At 42.5% G+C, this 18843-nt stretch carries 20 protein-coding genes; 17 read left to right on the top strand and 3 right to left on the bottom strand.

The features are described 5' to 3' along the window. Positions 1-174: 174 nt before the first annotated feature. Positions 175-1419 carry a carboxyl-terminal processing protease CtpA gene (gene ctpA, locus V7K53_RS05085; RefSeq protein WP_335196535.1) on the bottom strand — a complete coding sequence of 415 codons (1245 nt, stop codon included), beginning with the start codon at positions 1417-1419 and terminating at the stop codon, positions 175-177. 407 nt (positions 1420-1826) lie between these two features. Between ctpA and petB the strand changes: the two genes are divergently transcribed. From petB to V7K53_RS05055, 6 genes are all read left to right on the top strand, one after another. Further along, positions 1827-2474, top strand: coding sequence for a cytochrome b6 (gene petB, locus V7K53_RS05080; protein WP_096602499.1), 648 nt, complete (start codon positions 1827-1829; stop codon positions 2472-2474). Positions 2475-2728: 254 nt separating this feature from the next. Further along, positions 2729-3211 (top strand): cytochrome b6-f complex subunit IV, encoded by a 483-nt coding sequence (petD, locus tag V7K53_RS05075; protein WP_181930359.1) that lies wholly within the window; start codon positions 2729-2731, stop codon positions 3209-3211. 647 nt (positions 3212-3858) lie between these two features. Next, positions 3859-4302 (top strand): ATP-binding protein, encoded by a 444-nt coding sequence (locus tag V7K53_RS05070; protein WP_335196540.1) that lies wholly within the window; start codon positions 3859-3861, stop codon positions 4300-4302. Positions 4303-4822: 520 nt separating this feature from the next. Next, positions 4823-5812: a GDP-mannose 4,6-dehydratase gene (locus V7K53_RS05065; RefSeq protein ID WP_335196533.1), complete on the top strand. Its 990-nt coding sequence runs from the start codon at positions 4823-4825 to the stop codon at positions 5810-5812. Between the two features lie 10 nt (positions 5813-5822). After that, positions 5823-7004, top strand: coding sequence for a glycosyltransferase family 4 protein (locus V7K53_RS05060; protein WP_335196532.1), 1182 nt, complete (start codon positions 5823-5825; stop codon positions 7002-7004). An 84-nt stretch (positions 7005-7088) separates the two neighbouring features. Then, positions 7089-7460, top strand: a complete 372-nt coding sequence (locus V7K53_RS05055; RefSeq protein ID WP_335196531.1) for a hypothetical protein — start codon at positions 7089-7091, stop codon at positions 7458-7460. Between the two features lie 42 nt (positions 7461-7502). Here the strand turns inward: V7K53_RS05055 and V7K53_RS05050 are convergent, their stop codons facing one another. Then, positions 7503-7934: a hypothetical protein gene (locus V7K53_RS05050; RefSeq protein ID WP_335196530.1), complete on the bottom strand. Its 432-nt coding sequence runs from the start codon at positions 7932-7934 to the stop codon at positions 7503-7505. 299 nt (positions 7935-8233) lie between these two features. Here V7K53_RS05050 and V7K53_RS05045 point away from each other — a divergent pair, with 299 nt between their 5' ends. From V7K53_RS05045 to V7K53_RS04995, 11 genes are all read left to right on the top strand, one after another. After that, entirely contained in the window at positions 8234-8572 is a 339-nt protein-coding gene (locus V7K53_RS05045; RefSeq protein WP_335156557.1) for a hypothetical protein, read from the top strand. 298 nt (positions 8573-8870) lie between these two features. After that, positions 8871-11012, top strand: coding sequence for a pentapeptide repeat-containing protein (locus V7K53_RS05040; protein ID WP_335196529.1), 2142 nt, complete (start codon positions 8871-8873; stop codon positions 11010-11012). 157 nt (positions 11013-11169) lie between these two features. Continuing rightward, the gene (locus tag V7K53_RS05035; RefSeq protein ID WP_335196539.1) at positions 11170-11661 is read left to right on the top strand and encodes a hypothetical protein; all 492 of its coding nucleotides are present in this window, start codon (positions 11170-11172) and stop codon (positions 11659-11661) included. Positions 11662-11785: 124 nt separating this feature from the next. Further along, positions 11786-11992, top strand: a complete 207-nt coding sequence (locus tag V7K53_RS05030) for a hypothetical protein (protein WP_322690484.1) — start codon at positions 11786-11788, stop codon at positions 11990-11992. Between the two features lie 208 nt (positions 11993-12200). Beyond that, entirely contained in the window at positions 12201-13457 is a 1257-nt protein-coding gene (locus tag V7K53_RS05025) for a GNAT family N-acetyltransferase (RefSeq protein WP_335196528.1), read from the top strand. Between the two features lies 1 nt (position 13458). After that, positions 13459-13935, top strand: a complete 477-nt coding sequence (gene ruvX, locus V7K53_RS05020) for a Holliday junction resolvase RuvX (RefSeq protein ID WP_442940469.1) — start codon at positions 13459-13461, stop codon at positions 13933-13935. A 143-nt stretch (positions 13936-14078) separates the two neighbouring features. Next, complete coding sequence (locus V7K53_RS05015) at positions 14079-14651, top strand: DUF3727 domain-containing protein (RefSeq protein ID WP_335196526.1); 573 nt, start codon at positions 14079-14081, stop codon at positions 14649-14651. 227 nt (positions 14652-14878) lie between these two features. After that, positions 14879-15505 carry a hypothetical protein gene (locus V7K53_RS05010; RefSeq protein ID WP_335196525.1) on the top strand — a complete coding sequence of 209 codons (627 nt, stop codon included), beginning with the start codon at positions 14879-14881 and terminating at the stop codon, positions 15503-15505. Between the two features lie 53 nt (positions 15506-15558). Next, positions 15559-16098, top strand: a complete 540-nt coding sequence (locus tag V7K53_RS05005; protein WP_335196524.1) for a YqeG family HAD IIIA-type phosphatase — start codon at positions 15559-15561, stop codon at positions 16096-16098. A gap of 257 nt (positions 16099-16355) precedes the next feature. Beyond that, positions 16356-17459 (top strand): glutamate 5-kinase, encoded by a 1104-nt coding sequence (gene proB, locus V7K53_RS05000; RefSeq protein ID WP_335196523.1) that lies wholly within the window; start codon positions 16356-16358, stop codon positions 17457-17459. Between the two features lie 51 nt (positions 17460-17510). Further along, positions 17511-18098, top strand: coding sequence for a Uma2 family endonuclease (locus V7K53_RS04995; protein ID WP_335196522.1), 588 nt, complete (start codon positions 17511-17513; stop codon positions 18096-18098). 77 nt (positions 18099-18175) lie between these two features. On the opposite strand, the gene V7K53_RS04990 is transcribed toward V7K53_RS04995, so the two are convergent. Further along, positions 18176-18817, bottom strand: a complete 642-nt coding sequence (locus tag V7K53_RS04990; RefSeq protein ID WP_335196521.1) for an HAD family hydrolase — start codon at positions 18815-18817, stop codon at positions 18176-18178. Positions 18818-18843 lie beyond the last annotated feature (26 nt).

The raw sequence follows: 18843 nt of genomic DNA, 5'->3' as shown, positions 1-18843 counted from the left end.
CTATGGGCTTGGTTAAAGCTGTTCGCCAACGACACCGACGTAACGCCGCTAGGTCGCTTGACATCTGGGCTGAAGCTTTAACTTGACACCAATGGTAAATGCCCCACCCCTTCTGGGTTGTCTTTCAACTCAGCACTAAGCACTCAACACTCATTACTCATCACTCATCACTCATCATGCCTTCCCCGCCACCACCCGCTTTTGAAGCAAAAGTTCCAGTGCTGCTTGATATTGCAGATCCGCTGGGGTGCCAATCTGTTCGCGGTTAATTGCTGGTTGGGAAATCACTTTATCTGGCTTAATGCCTAGTTTGTTAATATCCCGGTGTTGAGGAGTTTCATACTTAGCAATTGTGACTGCCAAACCCGAACCATCTGATAGCTCAAATAAAGATTGAATTAAGCCCTTGCCAAAGGTGGTTTCGCCTACCAGTTGAGCGCGACCATTATCTTGGAGTGCGCCGGCGAGAATTTCACTCGCACTGGCAGTTCCTTGATTCACCAAAATAACCAGAGGATCGTTCGTTAGGGATGCCCCAGAGGCTTCAAAACTACCCTGAATACCTTGTCGATTAACAGTGTAGACAATAGTGCCAGAGTCTAACCACAGACGGGCAATTTCAATTCCTGATTGCAATAACCCCCCAGGATTATTTCGCAAATCTAGAATGTAGGCAGCAGCGCCTTTTTTTTCTAGACTAGAAATAGCGTGTGCCAATTCCGTTGAAGCGTTGGCATTAAATTGGGTAAGACGTAGGTAGCCAATGGGTGTACCCTCAGCAGAAACACGCAAATCTGAAACCACAGGGTTAAGAGCAATGCGATCGCGTGTCAGTCTAATTTCCGTTTCTGCCTCTCCGTCCCGTTCGATGAGGAGAGTCACAAGGCTGCCACTGGGACCGCGCATTCTGGTAGCAGCTTCATCAAGGGTGAGATTTTCTGTGGAAACGCCTTCAATTTTGAGAATGCGATCGCGTGGCCGAATCCCCGCTTTATCTGCCGGTGAGCCAGCGATAGGAGCTACTACTTCTAACTTCCCATTCTCAGAATTCAAGGCAATTTGCAATCCTACCCCAGTCAGTTCCCCAGAAGTATTGACCTGCAAGCTGCGGTACTGTTCTGGATCTAAAAAGCGGGTAAAAGGATCGTCAAGGCTCTTGAGCATCTTCCCAATTGCCTCATAACTGGCATTTGAGTCTGCCAGTGGCTTCTCCAGAACCTTTTGCCGCACAGCCGCCCAGTTTTGATGATTAAAGGTCTCATCTAGATAAGTACGATTAACAATTCGCCAAACTTCTGAAACCAGCTTTTGTTCCCTGGTCAAAGCCAGCGCTGGCTGAGTGAGCGTACCCAACGCCAAGCAAAACGCCATTAACAATGAAAATCCAACCCGAAATACTTGTTTATTCATGAACCCCATTTTCAATTCCACCTCAACCCAAATTGCTTAGATAATGCCCACTTCCTCTGTTGTTGATGAAATCTATCTCTCGATTATGTTACTTTTTTTATAGAAGTGGTGCATTTTTCTCATCAAGTTGTTCAGTCAATTGATGCATCGTATCCACTCACCAAAGGATAAAATCTACTTTGTGTCCACCATTTTGTGTGTAGGGGCGTAAAGAGATCGCAATATATTCCATCTTTACAGAGTGTAAAGTTTCTGAAGTCTCTTAGCACGCCAAAAGCTGAAAAGCAAACAAAAAAACTCCCCTTTACTAAAATCCCAAAATTACTATTTGGGAGAGAAGTCTGAGCGAAGGCTTCTGCCGATTCAGAACTTCGGGATTTATCAACCGCAACCGACTTTTAGGAACTTGAGATTGTATGGCCAACGTTTACGACTGGTTTGAGGAACGCCTGGAGATTCAGGCACTCGCCGAAGACGTTACTAGCAAGTACGTCCCTCCCCACGTCAATATCTTTTACTGCCTGGGTGGAATTACCTTGGTTTGCTTTCTCATCCAGTTTGCTACTGGATTTGCTATGACGTTCTACTACAAGCCAACAGTTACTGAAGCTTTCTCCTCAGTACAGTACATCATGACTGAAGTAAACTTCGGTTGGCTAATTCGCTCCATTCATCGCTGGTCTGCCAGCATGATGGTGTTGATGATGATTTTGCACGTCTTCCGGGTTTATCTCACTGGTGGTTTCAAAAAACCCCGCGAATTGACCTGGGTAAGTGGTGTGATCTTAGCTGTAATCACCGTTTCCTTCGGAGTTACTGGCTATTCTCTACCTTGGGATCAAGTTGGCTACTGGGCTGTGAAAATCGTTAGCGGCGTACCAGAAGCAATTCCCGTGGTTGGAGTTCTGATTTCCGACCTGCTGCGCGGCGGTTCCAGTGTTGGTCAAGCAACACTAACTCGTTACTACAGTGCACACACATTTGTACTGCCTTGGTTGATTGCAGTATTCATGCTGTTTCACTTCTTGATGATCCGCAAGCAAGGCATTTCCGGGCCTTTGTAATCTCGGCTATTAGCGAAAGGCAACATTTGTTAGTTTTCAGATCGAGTTGTTTGTTTTAAACTTATGAAACACAAGAAATTAATTGCACATAAGTTCCAAAAAACAAATACTTATATCTGGAGCGTAAAGCTATAGAAAACTTCAGGCGAATGACTGTAAATATAGACACGCTGTTTCCCGCCTTTTGGTTGCCTAGTAGCTGATAGCTTTCACAAATGCTTTAATTTAACTTAAGCAGGAGAGCACATTTCAAAATGTCAACACAAAAAAAACCTGACCTGAGCGATCCTCAGTTAAGAGCCAAACTGGCTAAAGGCATGGGTCACAACTACTATGGTGAACCCGCTTGGCCAAATGACTTACTTTACGTCTTTCCAATTGTGATCATGGGTTCCTTCGCTGCGATTGTGGCTCTAGCTGTGCTAGATCCCGCAATGACCGGTGAACCAGCAAATCCTTTCGCCACACCATTGGAAATTCTGCCAGAGTGGTACTTGTATCCAGTCTTCCAAATTTTGCGATCGCTTCCTAACAAACTTTTAGGAGTGTTAGCAATGGGTTCTGTACCAGTAGGTCTAATCCTCGTTCCCTTTATTGAGAACGTGAATAAGTTCCAAAACCCCTTCCGCCGTCCAGTCGCAACCACAGTATTCCTCGTTGGTACCCTTGTCACCGTGTGGCTGGGTATTGGTGCTGCTTTGCCATTGGATAAATCTTTGACCTTGGGACTATTCTAAATTAGTCACCACAAAGTGCTTTGACGCCTGTGAGTTTCAAGAGCAGATGCAGATGTGCTTTTGAAAACAATCACCAGGCGTCAATTTTAACAGGAAAGAATTCAGAAGTCAGAAGCCAGAATGGGCTAAACCTTAGCTATCCGCTAACAGAATTAAATTGTGAACTAAAAAGCGGATCGCGCCACCCAAAGCGAGTCCGTCTATCTTACGGGAAAGCAAGTTATGCATAGTGTCTTATAGATAGTGTCTGCATAAATGGGTGGAAGTTCCCCACTAAATATGCTTTTTTTAGTGGTCAACAAGATAGTGTTGGATCTGTAGCTAGATCCCGCAGTGTATTCCTCACTGATTTCCTTCTGAATTCTGAATTCTTCTTCAATAGTTCAGATTGCATCTGGGATTTGAAGTTTTGGATGGAAAAGCTATTCCAAAATCTCAAATCATCAAAAGTCAACAAATACAAACATTTCTTACTTACTTAACGTAAGTTGCTAGTTACAACCCTCAGAATGCCAAAATCATTCATGTTTTGTATTTTGGTACATAGAATATGTCAATTTAGATTTTTTTATGTTAGAGAAATTTTGCGAACAGTGCAGAATTTAATAACTAGCAACTTGGGTTTACTTATATTCAACTCACAGTTAATGCTTAGTATAGTGCAGCAAGACCATCTGACGGTTAAGAGCGAACTTAGGCTCTTAAACCAGGTGCAAGAATGGTTTGAGCAATTTTGTCTGCAACACTTGTCTCAACTTGGCTGGTCAAAAACCCAACTAGATCGCCTCAATTTAGCATTAGCAGAAGGCTTTACCAACGCTGTTCGTCACGCTCATCATGCTTTACCGCCAGAAACAACCATTGAGATTAACGTTTATCTGTGGATTGACCGACTAGAGATTAGAATTTGGGACTATGGAAAACCTTTCAATCCTGATGCGATCGCAGAACCAGCCCCAGGTACTCTGCAAGTAGGTGGGTATGGATGGTTTCTCCTCCGGCGGTTGGCTGACAAGGTTGTATACGAACGTGGTGCGGATGGTAGAAATTGCCTGCTCATTGTCAAATACTCTGTAGACGCACAAAAGTAACAGTGAAATAGTCAAGGCTAAAAGAAGGAAAGAATAATTCTGATGTCAATTTTGGCTTATGAGCGGAGTGAAGCGTAGAGAAGGAGTATCGACAAAAAACGAGGGCTTTTCTTCTCTACAATACTCTCTTGTACTTAGGAGTCAAACAAATAAAACTTTTCATATAGCCGTCACCAAGCTAACGAAGACTTTGCCCAAAGTTGAGCTACACACTTTCAAACAGAAGTAGCTTTTGCTGAAATACATAGTTATTTGATTGATAAAAGTATACTCTTTTTTCAGTATTATTTAAATTGGAGAAATATATTTTTTATGTGAAATTGCTTACTTATTATGATTTTTTTGTAAAATCTTAAGTAAGATTTTTGTATAAAAATAATTAGTGAATATAGTAAAAATAGCATTCGAGCTATACTAGCTCCCTTGTTAAGATTTGTCAGCAGTGTTGAGAGTCTTGATGTTTGTTCTCCAACAAGTGCCATTTCGTGCTTAAAGAGATAGACAGAATAGGGGACAAAATATGACTAAGACAGCCCTAATTACAGGAATTACTGGTCAAGATGGCTACTATCTCAGCCATTTGCTCCTCAACCGTGGTTATCGAGTTGTCGGATTAGTACCCCCACATCGACAACCTAATTTGACAAAACTGGGAATACTGGCAAATCAGGTAGAAATTTTTACGGTTGACTTGAGGGATAGTGCGGCACTGTTGACCGCTGTTGAACAATTGCGTCCCCAAGAGATTTACAATTTGGCGGCTCCCAGTTTTGTACCCGACTCCTGGAACGACCCATTGGGAACTCTGGATTTGATAACTGGTACAGCTACTAGGCTCTTGGAAGCAGTACGAAAAGTTGGTTTGTCTACCAGATTTTATCAAGCCAGCAGTTCAGAAATGTTTGGCGATGTATTCCTCTCGCCTCAAGATGAGGAAACTGCTTTTCGTCCCAAAAATCCTTATGCTGCGGCTAAAATGCACGCTCACTGGACGATGGTGCATCATAGACAGCGCTATGGACTATTTGCCTGTAGCGGAATTTTATATAATCACGAGTCTCCTCTACGCGCACCTCAGTTTGTCACACGCAAAGTTTCTTTGGCGGCTGCATCAATTAAATTGGGTTTAACTGACACTTTAGAAATGGGTAATCTTGATGCAAAACGTGATTGGGGCTTTGCAGGTGATTATGTAGAAGCAATGTGGCTAATGTTGCAAATTGATGAACCAGAAGAATATGTGATTGGTACTGGTAAACTGCATAGTGTTAGAGATTTAGTTGCCACAGCCTTTGAGTCTGTGGGATTGGATTGGACGCACCATGTAGTTTTAAATACTAGCTTGTTGCGACAAGATGATCATTTTCAACTAGTAGCTAACCCCAGTAAAGCTAAAAGAAACCTCGGCTGGGAACCCCAAGTAAGCTTTGAGGAACTTTTAGAAAACATGGTAAAAACAGATTTGGAGCGGTTACAAAGCGGTGCCATCGCGCCCTTACCGCAAGTATAAATAATCTAAGATGCACATCACTACAGTGACAAAAAACCTGAATTTAGGTGATAAAGTTAACAAAACAACTAACCATGCCTTCGTGTTTTTAGAAATTTTTGCTCACGAAGGTGGTATTCAATCCTATATAAAAGATATTTTTCGCGCCTATCTGGGATTGGGCCAAGACTACAAGGCAGAAGTCTTTTTACTGCGAGATAGTGCTGATAGCTTAAATCCCTTTGAAGACGAGAACTTAAAATTTCATTACTTTAAAAATCAGTCTCCCTATTTGGGGAGATTGCAAATGGCAGCGGCTTTACTGAAATGTCTGTTGCAGAGCCGTCCGCAGCACGTTTTCTGCGGTCATATTAACTTAGCAGTATTAATCCAAACACTTTGCCAGCCCTTGGGGATTCCTTACACCGTGCTAACTTACGGCAAAGAAGTTTGGGAACCGTTGAAAAATCAGGAACGTCGTGCCCTGACATCAGCAGATAGAATTTGGACAATTAGTCGCTACAGCCGCGATCGCGCTTGTGTTGCCAATAGTCTAAACCCAAAAATGGTACAGATGATGCCTTGTGCCATTGATGCGGATAAATTTACTCCTGGTTCCAAACAACCAGAATTAGTCCAGAAGTATGGCTTAACTGGTGCTAAAGTGTTGATGACAGTAGCACGGTTATGGTCAGGAGATATTTACAAGGGTGTAGATGTCACTATTCGGGCGTTACCACAAATCGCTGAAGTTTTCCCAGAAGTGAAATATTTGGTAATTGGCCGCGGCGATGACCAACCGCGATTAGCTAAACTTGCTGCATATTTAGGTGTGAGCGATCGCGTTGTGTTTGCTGGTTTCGTTGCCACAGAAGAATTAATGGAACATTATCGCCTTGCTGACGCCTATATTATGCCTTCGCAAGAAGGCTTTGGCATAGTTTATCTAGAAGCAATGGCTTGTGGAGTGCCGGTGTTATCTGGTGACGACGATGGTTCCGCTGACCCCTTGCAGGATGGTAAACTGGGATGGCGAGTCCCACACCGCAGTCCTGATGCTGTAGCAGCAGCTTGTATAGAAATGCTTCAAGGAGATGACCAGCGATGTGATGGAGAGTGGCTGCGACAACAGGCGATCGCTCTATTTGGCATCAATGCCTTCCAACAGCACTTACAAAAAATGCTGCTATCCTCAGTAATAAAATCCATTTGAGTCCAAATGACAAATGTTCAATGACTCATAACTAATGACTAAAATCGCTATCCTAGAAGGAGAGCAGGACAAAATTTATTAAAAATGAGCTTTAAGTCATTTCAATTGAATCTTTTAAATCTCCGCCCTTGGCTCATCCTGCTGGCAGTTATTTGGTTGCTGGCATCAGTGGGCTTGGGTTGGTTAGTTAATTCATTGCTAATTATTTTCGGGTTGCTGTTGTTGGCACCTATTGCGGCTTTTTTTGGCTTTCGTTGGTGGCTGCAACGCAACTTGGTTGCCGATCAATGCCCCGTCTGTGGATATGAATTTACAGGTTTAAATAACAGTCAGTTGCAATGTCCTAACTGTAAAGAGTTGCTGTTAGTACAAAATAGTCATTTTCAGCGCTTCACACCAGAAGGCACAATTGATGTCACTGCTGTCGAAGTTCCAGCCAAATCACTGGAAGAATAGTCAAGGATAGTTAGTCATTAGTAAAACATAAATGACTAATGACTATTTATTTTTTTGCGAGATTGAGAGGTTATAAGTATACTGTTGCGGGGATAGTTCGCCCACATACAGTGAGTATTTTCCTGGCTGCCAATAACCAGAAAGTTCTGACTTACCTCCAGAGTAACTATCTGCTAGTACGCAAAAGCGCCCCCCAGGCCCGTCGATTAACAGTGTTGGCTTGCCTTTACTTTCTACTGTTAATCGCAAATAAGGTAGTGACTCTGTAACTTGGATAACTTGATTAGGTTCAGTAGTAATATTGCCACAATTACTTTTGACAGTTCCTCCAGATTTTCCATTCAAAATCAATGGATCGGGTTGGGAATTTCGATTAATTTGGATTGTTGGCGTCTGTGCCAAATTAGCCTCAGTGAAAACCAAACTCATCGCCAAAGCTGTGGGAATAATTACAAGTAGCCTAAGCGTCTTCATTTTAATTAATGCTCCAGATTTTTTTTAGAGCAATATTGTTATACAGTCTGATTTATATGGACGACAGCAATCACTTTTGGTTCCAAAAGCTGCCGTATAAAGCAATACTAGTCAGTTAAGAATTATTTGTGAAGATTTGATAGGTGTGTGTAGAGAGGTTGCATTACAACGTCTCTAGAATTGATGTCTGAAAGGTCTTGCACCCACAAACATTAGCTAAAATCACTAAGACAACCACCAAAAATAGAATTTGGTTAGTCTATTGTTGAATAAGTATGCTAATGAGGTAGGAAAAATTGATGAATCCTCAACCAGAAGAAGACTTACAGCGTCGCCTTGATAAGCTAGAGGCAGAGATTAATTCCCCGCCTGGGGTGGTTTCACAAGAACAAAAACAAACGCCTCAGTCTGTTTTTGCCAGCTTCAACTTGCAACTAGAGCGATTTCAGATTTGGTTCAACAGCTTATCTGGTGTGAAAAAGCTGGTAGTTTCGGGTGTGACGGTGCTAGTAGGCTTGGCGATACTGCAAGCAGTGTTTAAACTAGTTGCATCTGTAATCAGTCTGGCACTTTTGGCAGTGTTAGTGTATGTTGGATACAAATTTTTTGTGTCTGGTAGCTTTCAACGCAAGCAATAAGTTGATATGCATTTACTTTCCACTCTGCCCGGAGTTATGAGAGTCAGGAGCCGGAATAAAAACGGCTTTTGACTTATACAGGATTTCCAAAAAGGTGAAGTACAGAAGTGAAGTGTCAAAACTAGGTACAAAGCCTGTTTTACTTCTGAATTCTGTTAGCGCAGCCCATTCTGACTCCTGAATTCTGCTGTATTACTCCTAAATCCTATTTCAATATGCTTTTCTTTTTGCTGACTAGCTTAGTCTATTTTAATTGTGCCGATCGCGGCGTAGAAATAATATCAAAGGAAATTATACGATGACCTCACCAATTGTCAGGAGAACTAGTAATCAATCTGGTCAGTCGAAAAAATCGGAAAGAGCCAATACGCTGCTGCTAGCAAGTAGGCGTTTTGCTGCTTGGGCAGCTGAAATCACACTCGTGGTTACTAGTGGATTGATTCCCTTCGGCATTGGTGTCTATGCCAATTCTAGAAGCGATCTGAACCGAGTGCCGCTTAACCCCGTGCTGGTAGTCACAGAAAGAGCGATCGCCAGACCCCTAGCTCTACCTGTAAGCTATGGCATCCGTAACGTTGCATGGCCAACTAATATTTTGTGGACAATCGCCCTGTTAGCGCCTGTAACTCTTTCGTGGTGGCAATTGTATTTATTAGCTAAGACTGGTAGCACAATTCCGAAACGTTGGTTAAAAGTGCGGGTTGTCAACGAGCAAGGGAAGCCGCCCGGATTGGGGGCAGTTGCGATCAGAGAAGGAGTTGGACGTTGGACAGTACCCATTTCCATTGCCTATCTACTGTGGCGCTACAGCTTTGCTTTTCCGAATTTAGGATTATTCACATTTTTGTCTTTATTAATGATTGTGGGTGAAGGGATAGGCTTACCATCACGTCGGGGGCGTCGCGCACTACACGATCGACTCGCAGGTACTTATACCATTGATGCAGTTTTAGCTAGCAACAGACAAGCTCAGTCTGCTGACGGTAACGATCGAGCAGAAGAATGGCAAGAGGGAGAAGAATTAGCGGCAGTCGAAACCAGCCAATCGCATAATTTGTGGCGGCGAATACAGCAAAATCCCAATCTGACTTTGTTTGGGGTAGGGCTGACGAGTATGACTGCTGTGTTGGCAACTTTAATTGGTACTCAAGTTTATATCCAAATTCAACAATCCCAACGAGCAACCAAGCAAATCAACAGTCAACAATTCCTCGAACTTGTCAAACAATTGACTCCCAACTCTGGGGCGACTAATGAGCAACGCCAAAGTGCAATTCTGGCTATGGGTGGTCTTAATGACCCACAATCCATTAAATTTCTGGCGGATTTATTAGTTAGCGAAACTAACCCCAACCTTCTGGATACAATTCAACAAGCTTTGACAACTGTCGGGCCCCAAGCCATCCCGGAACTCAAAAATAAGAATCAGTTTTTGGTCAGCGAACTTGAATCTGTAGGTAGCACTGCAACCAAAGAGCGAGAATTACGGCAAGGTCGGCTACAAAGAAACCAACGGACAATCAACAAGATTCTCTCTGTTTATAGCGGTAAAAAAATCGAGGGTGTTGACCTTAGTAGCACTCAATTAGGTCAAAGCGGTACTTCCGGAAGTTCCTTCTTTAACTTGGTACTGGACAATCTTGATTTATCAGGAGTTAAGTTTAAATCTGCAAATCTTAACCAAGCCAGCTTTAAGGGTAGTCGCTTCCGGGGTGTGGGTGAAGATGGACGCTGGGATACCTATGACGATGTAATGGCTGATTTAAGCCAAGCTCAGTTGCAGCAAGCCAATCTTACTGATGCTAACCTCAGTCGCGTCTTGATGAACCGGATCGATTTGAGTCGCGCCACTCTTAACAGAGCCAACTTATCCAACGCGCGTCTATATGATGCTAAACTCAACAGCACCCAACTAGTAGGAGCCGATCTGCGAAACGCAGTTTTGGAAAAAGCCAGCTTGACTGGGGCAGATTTAGGCGATGCTAAATTGAACGAAGCCAATCTGTATGCAGCGCGTTTAGGTCGCGCCACTGCGATCGGAACGCAATTATCTTTTGCCAACTTAACTAACACTGATTGGCAAGGAGCAGATTTATCAGGAGCTTATTTGGATCGTGCTAATCTCAGCAATGCTAACTTCAGCGCTACTCGTTTAACTGGTGCTGTTTTACGTTCTGCCCAAATGGAAAACGTTAACTTGCAAAATGCTGACCTGAGTCTTGCAGATTTACGGGGAGCAAATGTCGCTGGAGCAGATTTCAAAGGAGCAATTCTTGTTCCTAGCAAACAAGATCCAGCAGATCAATTTGTGCAAACCCCAGATTTAGGCTCAGTATCTGCCGTAGTCCAAGGGGTTGATTTTTCTCAAGCTAAAAATTTAGATGCCAAGCAATTAGCATACATTTGTACTCAAGGAGGCATTCATCCCCGTTGCCCGTAGAATAGAGGGGCAGGGGAGAAGGGAAGCAGAGGAGCAGAGGGGCAGAGGGGCAGAGGTGTAGGGAGAGAATAACCAATACCCAATAGGCTTTGCTCAGTACAAGTGCCCAATGACAAATGACAAATGACTAATGACAAATTGGTGTGAGGAGTTGGTTATGAAGTATATTCCATCTTTGGTTTCAGTTTTGGGGGCTGGTTTGGTCTTGAGTCTGGTTAGTACTAAACCAGCACAAGCTCAAGTAGCTTATGGCAGTTATATTGGTATCGGCCCCACTGTTGGTTTTACCGATGGTATCCAATTGGGGGGAGTAATCGCGGGGCGCTACAAGCTTTTGGAAGCACCAATTTCCCTCCGCGCTCAAGTGTTAATTGGTAATAATACGGCTGTTGTACCAACGGTTTCTTACGATTTTCCCCTCAACTGGCAAGCTGATGCCTACTTGGGTGCTGGGTTAGTGTTGGCTGGTGGTGGTGGTTCTTCTCCTGTAGGCGACAAAATTAGTTTTGCTTTACAACCGGGCATTGATTATATGATCCCAAATAGCAATACTGTCCTTTTTGGCAATGCCATTATTGCTTTTGATGCCTACCGAGATAGCAGTGGTACAGCTATCTCGGTACAAGGTGGCGTTGGTTTAAGATTTTAAGGGACATCCTATCCCTAAGAAGCGTTAAACTTCATTGCAAATTAAGAAGTTAGTCCAAACAACGTGATAGTTTTTGGTCATGAAGAGAGACAGCACAGGATTAACACAGGAGAACACAGTGGCAATGGAATCAAATTTATTAACGGATGCGGGCGCAGATGAAATGAATCAAGATTTCAGTGAATATGTTGCCAACTTGCAACTTCACATGACTCTGCAAGCTCGTAATCTTGTTCCAACCCTGAAGCAAACACTGGTAGATAGTCGCCACCAATTACTCCATCAAACCCAAGCCAACTTTGAAAAGCTAGTTTCTCGGCAAGGGTTATAAAATATATACAAATTTTAATCAAAATTCAAATAAAATAAGGGCAGATGTTGTTGGGTCAATGCCAATGGTGTTCTCACAAGGTCTGCTTTTTCTGCTTTTTAAGTATTAAGTTACTAAAATCACCCTTTTGGCACAATAGTAGAGAGCAGAAACTAGTTAAGATTATTGCAGCAGTTCCTTCCTTTGAAGAGCAGTTAGTTAAGGCTAAATGGCGGCTCGAATAAAAATGACTTCATTACTTCCCAGAAACCTCAGCGTTGTTATCCGACCAGTCCAATACCGGGATTTGGACGGCATTGAACGCATAACTCAAGAGTCATTCGCAGCCCTTACTCCGAAGGGAGCAGGTTTTGCCATCAGCCAGATGCAAAGGCTGCGTCGCTGGTATGGATTACTCAAATTTTTAAGTTGGTTTCCTAACCCGCTACAGTATCGCCTCTGTGCTTTTGTGGCAGAGCAAGGGCGGATACTTTTAGGGATGATTCAAGTCTCACCCTTTAACCGCACACGCAGTACTTGGCGGATCGATCAAGTGCTACTAGAGCGTGGTGTCGATAAACAAGGAATTGGTTCGCAACTTTTGCGTCATTGCTTTGAGTCGATTTTAGAAGCTCGCACCTGGCTACTAGAAGTTAACATCAATGACATAGAGGCGCTGGCACTATATCGGCAAAATGGATTCCAGCGTCTGGCAGAAATGACATACTGGGAAATTGGGCCAGAATTACTGGCTGAATTGGCACAAGCAGAGCCAGACTTGCCCAACCTATTGCCAGTGAGCAATGCTGATGCCCAGTTGCTATATCAACTAGATACGGCATCGATGCCACCTCTGGTACGTCAGGTTTTTGACCGCAACACCCGCGACTTTAAAACCAGTTTATTTGGTGCTTTAACTGATGCAGTGAAGCAATGGCTCACTAAAACAGAGGTAGTCAGTGGTTACGTATTTGAACCGCAACGCAAAGCTGCGATCGGCTATTTTCAGGTGCAACTTGACCGCAAGGGTGAAGTTCCCCATGCTGCAACGCTGACAGTTCATCCTGCTTACACCTGGCTTTATCCAGAATTACTATCTCAACTGGCTCGCATTGCCCAAGATTTTCCCCAGCAAGGGTTACAACTAGCCTCCTCAGACTATCAAGCAGAGCGAGAAGAATATTTGGAGCGAATTGGGGCAAAACGCATAGAACATACATTAGTTATGTCTCGCTCTGTGTGGCACAAGTTACGAGAGTCGAAATTCGTTTCCTTAGAAGGAATCCAATGGACTGATATGCTGCAAGGTTTACAACCAACTCGTAAACCTATACCAGGTGGGATGTCATGGATACAACCAGGAAAGTTGCCATCGTCAGATAAACCTCTGCCAAGCAAGCCAGAACCGATTAACTTTTCGGTAAAAAACCCTAGCATAGAAACATCGCCGATTTCTGAATCAGCAGATGGAAAGCAGGAGAATTAGTGTGATATCCCAAGAGCAACCAAAACCGTTTATTTCAGCCTTGGGATTAGATTACGGTCGCAAGCGGATTGGTGTGGCTGGGTGCGATCGCACGGGTTTAATTGCCACGGGTATCACTACAATTGAGCGCACATCTTTTGAGCAGGATGTCGAGCAAATCCGACAAATAGTTAATGAACGTGAGGTGCAAGTTCTAGTTATGGGCTTACCTTATTCAATGGATGGCTCGCTAGGATTTCAGGCTCGTCAAGTTCAAAAATTTACTACAAGACTTGCTAAAGCACTAAACTTGCCTGTGGAATATATGGATGAGCGATTAACTTCATTTCAAGCAGAGCAACTGCTGATAGCTGAAAACCGCTCCCCGTCACGCCATAAAGGTTTGATTGACCGCAAGGCAGCCGCTTTGATTTTGCAACAATGGCTGGATGTTAAGCGTGCCAACTCCCGCAGTTCAGTTGCGGCTATTGAATATTGATACCTTTTAACATGATATTCTGAAAACGATTAGCCAGCAGTTGTATCTACGTATAAAGCTATTTGCTTGACATAATATGTCATTAACTATAGTTAAGCGATTTTCAAACTTGCTGGTATTTATTAAATTTCTACATTTCGGCTATGTTTTCCTCTCCATTTCCTGAAGAAAATGATAACGCTCATGCGGGTTCCATCACTTTAACCGATGACAAAGGGCGATCGCTCGACTGTTATATAGAGCATTCCCTGGAGGTAGATGGACAAGAATACGTTTTGCTTCTTCCTGTAGACTCACCTGTAGAAATTTTTTCTTGGGAAGGTGATGGTGAGGAAGAAGAAGCGGTTTTGGTAGAAGATGACGCCATTATTGAGCAAATTTTTGCTAATGCCCAAGCTGTACTATCTGAGCAGAATCTGATATTGAAGAACACAGCTTATGCTCTGACAGTTGCAGGTGATTTACCACCAGTTGAAGAATCAGAACTCTTCACCTTAGAAATCGAAGACGAAGGGGAAGATTTAGAGCCAGAACAATTACAGCTACTCGCTAGCTTCTATGATGAAGATCAGGAGTATGCAATTTATACACCTCTAGATCCCCTGTTATTTTTTGCACGGATAACGAAAACAGGTGAGCCTGAACTACTTTCTCCAGAGGAGTTTCGGAAAGTGCAACCTCTGTTAGAAGAACATCTTTTTAATGAAGTGGAATAAGATTAAAAATTCAAAATGAAAATGTGACATTTTGAATTTTTAATTGGGAATTTTCATTGTAATCAAAATCTACCTAAACCTTTTATCATGTCCCATTAAAAGTGGAAGCTATAAAACCTTGACACTAAATTGGGACAATTAGTACTGTTTAAGATTCTGGAACAAACATTTTGGTTGTGATTTTCAATTCCATTATCTAAATCTAAAATTGGTATGAGGTGCTGAAAATGGCTTATAACGATTTTACATTAAGTAAATTTAAAAAGTCATTCAGCATCCGCATTGATGAAGAAACTGATTTATGTGCTGACATAGAACCTTTACAGACAAGTGAGAAACTCAAAAATCCTTTAGAAGAAACTACAGAACTGGCTTTAGCAATTAATACCGAAAAAGCTCGTTCAGAAATGATTATCACTCCGATATTGTTGGAGGTAAGACGTAGAGCTAATTATCCAATTAGCTTATTTTCGGCAACAGACTTTAATGTAGATGCAGAAAAAGGTCTGAATGGATACTGTGACTTTATCATCAGTCGTTCTAAAGAGCAGCTAACGATTAATGTGCCAGTGGTGGTGATTATTGAAGCCAAAAATGAAAATATTAAAGGTGGATTAGGTCTATGTGCAGCTGCAATGTTGGCAGCACAATTGTTTAATCAACAAGAAGGCAATGAAATCAGAAAAATTTATGGCGCGGTAACAACAGGCGACATTTGGAAGTTTTTGAAGTTAGAAGAAAAGGATATATTTATCGATTTGAGTAATTATTACATCAAAAAGATAGATAAGATTTTAGGAATTTTATCTCAAAATGTTCAGGGAGACATTCCAGGATGGAGTTCGACTAACTAAACTATATTGGGTTATGCTCATTTGTCTTAGCTATCTATATTTGACTGTTGACTATGGTCTGGAACAATCTTTTACAGCCTGACTTGATTTTAGAAGGTTCAGTGTTGAACCTAACACCAGATATTATCCAAAAATACGGGCTTAAGGGGCTGGTATTGGATGTAGATGAAACTTTAGTACCCTTTACAGTCGGAATAGCTTCCCCAGAACTACAAAAGTGGGTAGAGCAAATCCGCGCCTGTACTGCACTGTGCTTGGTGAGTAACAACCTGAGTGAAGCACGAATTGGTGGAATCGCGCGATCGCTCAACTTACCTTACTACTTAGGTGCAGCCAAGCCTTCCCGACGCAAAATTAGAGCAGCACTGAGGGGAATGGATCTACCAGTGCATCAAGTGGGTATGGTAGGCGATCGCTTGTTTACCGATGTTTTAGCAGGTAATCGTCTGGGAATGTTTACCATTTTAGTCGAACCAATTGTTCATGCCGACGAGGCTCTGCGCTCTCATCCTGTCCGCAACTTTGAAGTTTGGATATCTGAAATTCTGGGAGCCTCTATTACCCCCAAGAAAACCAAGATTCACAAAAGTTGATAAATCGTCAGGAAAGTAAATCTAAAGAAATGGTTAAGGAATCTTACTGGAACCAAAAAATCGGGGATCATAAGTATTAATAACATGGGGTCAGCCAAAAAAGACCCTAACTCATACTAAGTAAATATACTTCCGTAAAGCGTCAACCTTCACTATAGAGGGATTGGCGCTTTACAAATTGAGTTAGGAGTTAGAAGTTATGAGTTATGAATTAAATTCAACTCCTAACTCCTAACTCCTAACTCCTCACTTTTTAGATGCCACTAACAATTGTTGTCAAAATCGGTACTTCCAGCCTAACTCAACCAGAAACGGGACAATTAGCACTTTCTACTATCGCTACTTTGGCGGAAACACTCTGTAATTTAAGACGCCAAGGACATCGGGTGATTTTGGTTTCTTCTGGCGCTGTGGGCGTGGGTTGTGCGCGGTTGGGTTTAACTGAACGTCCTAAAGCGATCGCACTCAAACAGGCTGTAGCAGCAGTTGGACAAGGCAGGTTAATTCGGATATACGATGATTTATTTACTACCTTGCAACAGGCGATCGCCCAAGTATTACTGACTCGTAGTGACCTAGTACAGCGCAGCCGCTATCTTAACGCCTACAACACTTTTCAGGAACTACTGGCATTGGGAGTCATCCCCATAGTCAATGAAAATGATACTGTAGCAATAGACGAACTAAAATTTGGTGATAATGATACCCTTTCGGCATTAGTTGCCAGCTTAGTAGAAGCAGATTGGCTATTTTTGCTCACCGATGTTGATAGGCTATACTCAGCCGATCCCCGTTCCGTGCCAGATGCGCGGCCGATCGCTTTAGTTAGTAGCATTAAAGAATTAGCTCAATTACAAATAGGTTCCCAAGGTTCTCAGTGGGGTACTGGTGGGATGGTGACAAAAATTTCGGCTGCGAGGATTGCGATCGCTGCGGGAGTCCGTACCGTAATTACCCAAGGGCGATTTCCCCGGAATATCGAAAAAATTATCCAAGGTGAATTGATTGGGACGCATTTTGAACCGCAACCCGAACCAACTTCGGCGCGTAAACGTTGGATAGCTTATGGACTTGTACCTGCGGGGAAATTGTATTTAGATGAAGGTGCGATCGCGGCAATTTCTCTAGCGGGAAAATCATTATTAGCAGCTGGAATTAAGTTAGTAGAAGGAGAGTTTGACACACAGGATGCGGTGCAATTATGTGACACCAACGGTAACGAAATTGCCAGAGGACTTGTAAATTACAACAGCAATGAATTGCAAAAGATTTCTGGGCGTCATTCGCGGGAAATTTCCACAATTTTAGGATATGCCGGTGCAGAAACCGTGATTCATCGGGATAATTTGGTTTTGACTTAAAATTGAAATGAGATAAATTTTGTGACTACTAATTGAGGAGTAAAAAATATTATGACTCAAACGTTAGAAAATGCTGTTAACTTACCAGAAGAACAACGCTTCTTTCGACATGGGTTAAGTTGGGAACAGTTTAAAGCAATTCAAGCTAGCTTTGAAAACGTACTAGGGGTGCGGTTGTTTTATTGTGATGGAGTCTTAGAGATAGTGACTATTGGTAAGCCTCATGAAGTGATTAAGTGTTTAATCGCTGCACTGCTGATTACTTATTTTGAAATCAAGGGGATTGATTTTTTCCCCAGTGGGAGTTTTAGCCAGGTTGTTCCCAAGATAGTAGAATATCAAGCTGACTTATCTTATTGCTTTGGAACCGACAAACCTATACCAGACCTTTGTATTGAAGTAGTCATTACTAGCGGTAGTCCCATAAAGTTACAGAAGTACAAATTAATGGGAGTCCCGGAAGTTTGGTTTTGGGAAGATGGCACAATTGAGGTTTACTGCTTACGAGAACAAGAATATGAGAAAGTTGTTAAAAGTGAGCTATTAGCAGAATTAGATTTATCCCTGCTCAATCGTTGTGTTTTGTTATCGTCTCCCTTGGAAGCTATTAGAGAGTTTCGTCAAAATATTCAACAGTAATAGTAGGTTTAAATGAAAAAAAATACTTTAATATCGCTCAGAGTATTAATTTTTACATCAGACTCATAATTATAAGTTTAATGGTGCGACAACAAAGAAGGCAGTTGGTACATAGAGTAAAAGACATGCGCTCCAAATCCCTCAAGTAGATTAGCCTCACTTGGCTCGGTGTAACCTAAAACTCTCATACCAGCAGCAACACCTGCACGTACACCCAAAACGCTATCTTCTACAACAGTGCAAGATGGAGCTTGAAACCCCATACTTTTAGCCGTATGTAAGAATAAGTCGGGTGCTGGCTTCCAGCTTCCAATTTTATATGAGCTAAAGATACGTCCTTCAAATCGAGGCAGTAAGTTAGTTACACGCAAAGCTAACTTAATTTTTTCCGGTGGCCCACTAGAAGCAACGCAAATAGGTAGATTAATCTTGTCTAAAGCTGCTTCTATTCCTTCTACAGGACGTAGTTCACGCTCGAATGCCTCAGCAGTACGGGTACGAAGCTGAGTTACAAAATCTTGCGGCATCTTTTTCCCAAGTCTTTGCTCAATGACAGCAACACAATCAGCCATTTTGCAACCCTTAAATAACAAAATAGCTTCTTCAAGTTTCATTGCAAGTCCAAACTCAGCGACAAATTCCACAAGAACGCGATTGCCTAATCCTTCGCTGTCTACCAACACTCCATCACAATCAAAAATAACCAATTCTGTTTGCACTTATACACTCCACGCCTCACTCATTT

The organism is Nostoc sp. (genome assembly GCF_036917355.1).
Taxonomy (GTDB): Bacteria; Cyanobacteriota; Cyanobacteriia; order Cyanobacteriales; family Nostocaceae; genus Nostoc.
The sequence above is the reverse complement of the archived record's forward strand: the minus strand, read 5'-3'. Positions and strand labels throughout refer to the sequence as shown.